Raw genomic sequence first — 3435 nt, forward strand, 5'->3', positions numbered from 1 at the left:
GATGACGGTGTTGCCGGCATCGAGGCCGAGGATGTAGCTTGCCATTGGCGCCTCCCGAGGCCGCAGCCTATGCCTGGTTGTACAGATCCCAGGCCACGCCGCCATCGGCATCGTCATGAATGATCGCCATCAGCCCGCGCACGACAGCGCTCGGGTTGGCATGCTGGTAGATGTTGCGGCCATAGACCATGCCAAGCGCACCCTGTGCCATCAAGGCGGCCGACTTGTCGAACACGGCACGCAGATCCTCCTTGCCGCCGCCGCGCACCAGCACCGGGCAGCGCGCCGCCTCGACGACGCGGTGGAAGTCGTTGGGATCGGTGGTCGGATCGGCCTTGACGATATCGGCACCCATTTCACGGGCAAGCCGGGTCAAGGTGACGATCTTTTCGGCATCGCCGTCGACCATGTAGCCGCCATGCTCAGTGACCGGCAGCATGGCCAGCGGCTCGATCATCAGCGGCAGGCCGTATTTCTCGCAATCGGCGCGCACGCGGGCGATGTTCTGCACGCATTGCCGGAACAGGTCGGGTTCGTCGGGCAGCATGAACAGATTGACCACGACGCAAGCCGCATCCATCTCGATGGCGCCAAGCAAGGGCTCGGCTTCATTCTGCAGCACCGCCCACATCGCCCGGTGGCGTATCCTGTTATAGGGATTGCCCATGTCGATGCGCATCACCAGCGCCGGCTTGTCCTTGCCAGGCACGGCCTGCAGCAGATCGGCCTGGCCGTAGTTCATCTGGATGGCGTCGGGGCCGGCCTTGACCAGCTGATTGACCACACCGGCCATGTCTTCCAGCCCGGCAAGGAAGCTCGGCTCGTTGCAGACACCGTGATCGATGGCTACGTCGAGGCAGCGGCCGCCACCGAACAGCCGGTTCATGCGGACTTTCTTGTTTATGCGCATAGGGCGCTCCTTTGATGCGTCTGGAGATCGATGCCGTGCCGGTCGGCCAGCAAGGCGAGGAAGGTCGAGCGCTCGGTGGCGGCCTCGCTGGCGCTCCAGCCCTTGTGCGCCGCCAGCATGTCGAGAACGGCGTTGATGAGGTCGAAACTGAGACCGCCCGAAATGGCGATGGTGGTGCGGCGCAGGAACAGGTCGGCAAGGCACTCGATCTGTTCGCGCTCGATGATGCGCCCGATTTCGCTTGCCGAATAGTCCGACTGCGGCAGCATCTGTTCGCCCGCGGGGTGCGAAACGAAATCCCTGGCCGACGTGCCATAGCGCTGCAGAAGTGTGCGCGCGCGCTCGACCGGCAGGCCATGCTCGGCGGCGAATGACGCGCACCAGGCGTCCGGATCGGCGGGGAAATCGCGGCCGCCACCGATGGCCATGTCCTGCGTGCCCTTGCCGCGCGCGAGGCCGAGCCGCTTCAACGCCATATCTGCGGCCAGCGCTCCAAACGAACGGAAGGTGGTCCACTTGCCGCCGATCATGCACAGTGTCGCCGGCAGATGCCCGGCCGGTTCGACGAACTCGCAAAAATGATCGCGCGGTATGCGGCTGGTAAAACTGTCCTCGCTGGCGGGCAACGGGCGCACGCCGGCGAAGCGGAACACGATCTGGTTTTCCGTGATCTTGATCGAGGGGAAGACGAAAGCGAGCGACTGCAAGATGTAGCGCTGCTCGTCCTCCTCGCAACGGACCTGGTCCGGATCGTCCACCCGGATGTCGGTCGAGCCGATCAGCACCTTGCCTAGATATGGAAACAGGATGCAGATGCGCCCGTCCTCGTTCTCATAGTAGACCATATGGCCGCCGAGCGCGTCGAACAGTTCGCCGTTGTCGACGATCAGATGCGAGCCCTTGGTACCGCCCATCATCGTCTGCGCCGTTGCCCCGATGGCCTTGTTGGTCAGGTCGATCCAGCCGCCGGTGGCGTTGATGACCAGTTGCGGCCGCACCGGCAGCTCTTCGCCGGTCAGCGTGTCGGTGATGACAAGGCCATCGCCTGTCGACGACACCTGCGCATAGTTCAAGACGCGGGCATTCGTCGCGCTCGCCATGGCGTCCAGCAGCATCTCCAGGCCGAGGCGCTCGGGCCGGCTCACCCAGGCGTCGTAGTAGGTCGCCGAATTGCGGATCGCCGGGTTGATCGCCGGCCATGTCTTCAGGGTTTCAGCGCGGCCCCTGAACCGGTGCGTTGGCATCAAACGCCGTGCAGCGGTGAAAAGGTCATACATGGCAAGCCCGGCCTTGATGACCAGCGCCCCGCGCCGGCTCGGCCGCCGCGTCAACCCCAGGAAACGCACCGCACCGTTGGCGAGACCGGAGAAAATGTCGAAGATCGGCACCGTCGTCGGCAGCGGAGCCACATAGTGCGGGGCATTCCTCAGCAGCCGGTCGCGTTCGAGCAGCGATTCGCGCACCAGTTTGAATTCGCCGTTTTCGAGGTAGCGCAGGCCGCCATGCACCATGCGCGACAGGGCGGCGCTGGCGCCGCTGCAATAGTCGCCCTTTTCCGCCAGCACGACATCGACGCCTTGCAGGGCCAGTTCGCGAAAGACGCTGATGCCGTTGATGCCGCCACCGATGACGAGCACGGCGATATCAGGCCGGTCGCGCAGACCAGCGATTGTATGACTACGGTTCATCGGGGCTGTTGCCTTTTTGCTCAGGCATCCATCGCGGTGAGATGCGCGGCTGCCGCGGCGTCGATTGCCGCTAGCTCGCTTGCCGCAAGCGTGATCTCGCCGGCCCGTGCATTGTCGAGCGCCTGTTCGGGATTGCGCGCGCCGCACAGGGCGAAGGTGATGCCCGGCTGGGCGAGCGTCCAGGCGATGACGATCTGCGCCGTCGACGCCTGGTGGCTCTCGGAGATCGGGGCGATTGCCTCTTTCAGCTTTGCGACTTTCTGCCGGTTGGCCGTGGAAAAGCGTGGGTTGTCCTTGCGCTGGTCGTCGCCGCCGAATGTGCGCTCTGGGTCGACCGTGCCGGTAAGCAGCCCCAGCGCCAGCGACGAGTAGCTGAGGGTGGCAATGTCATGGCGGCGGGTGATCGGCAGCAGGCTGCTCTCGATGTCGCGGTCGATCATCGAATAGCGCTCCTGGATCGCATCGAGCTGGCCGGCATCGATATACTGGCCAAGATCCTCGGCGCTGATGTTGCTGGCGCCAATGGCGCGGATCTTGCCGGCTGCCTTGAGCTTTTCCAATACCGCCATCGTCTCGGCGATCGGCGTCGTCGGGTCCTGCCAATGGGTGATGTAGAGGTCGATATGATCGGTGCCCAGACGGCGCAGGCTCTGCTCGATCTCATAGGCGATGCCGTCGGCGCCGAGATAGCGATGCACAGGCTTGCCGTCCTGATCGAAGAAATGGCCGCCCTTGCCCGAATGCCAGTTCAGCCCGCATTTGGTCGCGATCACCACCTTGTCGCGCTTGCCCTTGATGGCGGTGCCCACGATCGCCTCGCTGCGGCCAAGACCGTAG

3 protein-coding genes are annotated in these 3435 nt (G+C 64.3%); all 3 read right to left on the minus strand.

The features are described 5' to 3' along the window. Positions 1-67: 67 nt before the first annotated feature. Positions 68-910 carry a class I fructose-bisphosphate aldolase gene (locus tag EN939_RS25975; RefSeq protein ID WP_127270631.1) on the minus strand — a complete coding sequence of 281 codons (843 nt, stop codon included), beginning with the start codon at positions 908-910 and terminating at the stop codon, positions 68-70. Continuing rightward, the gene (locus EN939_RS25980; RefSeq protein ID WP_127270632.1) at positions 901-2598 is read right to left on the minus strand and encodes a glycerol-3-phosphate dehydrogenase/oxidase; all 1698 of its coding nucleotides are present in this window, start codon (positions 2596-2598) and stop codon (positions 901-903) included. The genes EN939_RS25975 and EN939_RS25980 overlap by 10 nt, the downstream gene beginning before the upstream one ends. Positions 2599-2618: 20 nt before the next feature. Beyond that, positions 2619-3435 (minus strand): aldo/keto reductase (locus tag EN939_RS25985; RefSeq protein ID WP_164751219.1); only part of this gene is annotated, 817 nt, incomplete at its 5' end.

The organism is Mesorhizobium sp. M7A.F.Ca.CA.002.05.1.1 (genome assembly GCF_003998335.1).
Classification (GTDB): Bacteria; Pseudomonadota; Alphaproteobacteria; order Rhizobiales; family Rhizobiaceae; genus Mesorhizobium.